Origin of the sequence: Parabacteroides sp. TM07-1AC, from assembly GCF_003480915.1 — a bacterium.
In the GTDB taxonomy this organism is placed as follows: Bacteria; Bacteroidota; Bacteroidia; order Bacteroidales; family Tannerellaceae; genus Parabacteroides; species Parabacteroides chongii.
The window spans coordinates 5,054-7,236 of the sequence record NZ_QUKD01000021.1; the positions used below are offsets into that span (position 1 = coordinate 5,054).

Annotated in this window: 2 protein-coding genes; both read left to right on the forward strand. The window is 44.1% G+C overall.

All coding sequences use genetic code 11. The features are described 5' to 3' along the window. Window positions 1-414 precede the first annotated feature (414 nt). The gene (locus DXD68_RS23885; RefSeq protein WP_122363914.1) at window positions 415-615 is read left to right on the forward strand and encodes a hypothetical protein; all 201 of its coding nucleotides are present in this window, start codon (window positions 415-417) and stop codon (window positions 613-615) included. Window positions 616-645: 30 nt separating this feature from the next. After that, entirely contained in the window at window positions 646-2,103 is a 1,458-nt protein-coding gene (locus DXD68_RS23890; protein ID WP_147383027.1) for a hypothetical protein, read from the forward strand. Window positions 2,104-2,183: the final 80 nt, after the last annotated feature.

The following is a 2,183-nucleotide window of genomic DNA, read 5'->3' on the forward strand; positions in this document are numbered from 1 at the left end:
CATTCTGTTTTAACATTTTAATTCACTGTATACCAATCCATTAAATATCATTTTACGCCTCATTTTACTATCATTTTAACACTCCCGTTTATTTAATGATAAAAGGCTGCTGTACTGAAAGTTAAGCTTGATTTTCACCACTCTCTTTTCAGCAAGTGTAAATTACTGTATAATAGCATATTAAGTTTTAATATCTGTTTTGTGTTCCCTGAGGTGTTGTTTTATATATAATGTACGCGATAGAACAACTATAAAAACAGTTGATATTTTATCAGAAAAACGTTTGGTTATTCAATAATAATTTTTACATTTACCACCCTAAGCTATGTATGATAATCCAAAGCCCTTCCTTCCCCGCAGCAGAGATGCCGAAAACTGAAAAGAGTAGGCAGCCACCTTTAATACCTTTTATTTATGTATACAGTAACAGCAGATGGAGTAAATTACATGGGCTCATATTATGATTCGCAGGCAGGTTTTGCCTTGCAGTTTCCCAATGTAGATATCGCGATCGCTATAATGAGAGCTCAAGTCGTGTCGGTAACCGATCCGCACGGAGTTCTGATTCCAGGTCTTACCCGCAGCCGTGCCGTGGGAAATATTGTTTATTTCTGATAATTATTCAACCTTTTAATACTAATCGTTATGCCATCAACAATACCTTACGAACCGTCCCTCGTATTGGGGAACATCGTAAAACAGGAAAAGCTCGATAATGCGGAGCTGATTGCTGCATATCAGGCAGAAGCCGATGCAAAGGAAGTCACCATGAACTCACTTATCGCTCTGCGTACAAATCTGGATATGACTGTTCAGGAACTCACCAACCTGGGGGTTGAAACACCCGAAATAACGGCTGAGATCAAAGAACTGAATAAGCAAATTTCCACTGCCGCCGCCGAATACGGAAAGGTGAAGCTGGAAACAGAGAAAAACATACAACCCTTGCGTGCGACGATGTCGATGATGAGCGATGACATCGAGAGTCCTCTCGATTATACGAAAAGCGAAGTCAAATCGATGGGGGTCTCTTCCGATTCCATGCAGTTGAACGTACGCTATTTTTCGGTCGATTCCAATAAAGAGAGAAGCGAAAGCCAAGCCTCCAGCATCGGAGGTTTTGTGAGCGAAGCGATGAGCGGCTTCGGGCAAGCCCATGCCATGCAGCTGTCTAAATCCGTACAAAAGCAATTCGGTATGCAAAATGCCAATCATGAGCTGGAAGGGACACTGGTTATCAGTATTTCCTGTACGCATAAAAATGCGCGCATCTTCTCGCCGTTGATACTGGATCCGGATAAAATGGTGGCTGCCTGGAATAAGGCCTTTCCGGATGAAGTGATCGATACCAAAAAGTCTCCGCTGAAGTTATGGGAAGAGTTGGAGAAATCTTCCTGCAACAAGCTGGTTTATGTTCTCTCGGGAGCCACATACGGGTCGAGCTTTGTCGGGATGATCCATGTCCTGAAGTCCGATTCGATGAATACGGTACAAAATATGGAAGGTGTGGCTCAGAAATTGCAGACCCAGTTTAAGTTGGGCGGCTGGTTTGCCGATTTACAGGGAGGTTTCGGTGTTGAAGATTCTTTTGCCAACAGTGTGAAAAACCTGATCAGTTCGCAAAACATCCAGTCGCATTGTTCGCTTGCCACCATGGGAGTGATTCCTTCGATCAAATCCAACCAGGTAAAAATGGGTGTGAAGCAATTTGCCGATTCCGATCCCGACAAAGAGATGCAGAAACTGGCTACCCTTCAAGGGGCGACCGCCACTGAAAATAATACGCTCGAATCGTCGGCCAGTGCCGCACGCACCGGAAAGCAAATGATTTCGCTGCACAACGCCACGATCCAGTCTACCTTGACCGGGTTGTCTGAGATCGACGACGGACAAAACGGCATGATCGATATCAACTCGCTGATGACAGCCATGGATGATTATGTTCAGAAGTGCTCTTCGGGAGATGATAATATCGGTGTCCCGATCAATTATTATCTGAAGTCGCTGGATAAAGCCACGACGCTTAAAGCCTGGCTGGAGAAATACTATCCAAAAGAAAATATCAGTGGAGGCGACCAGCCTGAACCTGAACCGGGTGAATAATTCTCACACCTGAAGTTCCTCAATATGTAAATCCCGGCACTGGCAGACATTTTCTCCATTATTGCCGGGATTTACCATTA

Bases quoted from the DNA above. Each gene is read 5' to 3' on its own strand.
- DXD68_RS23885 (WP_122363914.1), top strand. From the start codon at position 415: ATGTATACAGTAACAGCAGATGGAGTAAATTACATGGGCTCATATTAT.
- DXD68_RS23890 (WP_147383027.1), top strand. From the start codon at position 646: ATGCCATCAACAATACCTTACGAACCGTCCCTCGTATTGGGGAACATC.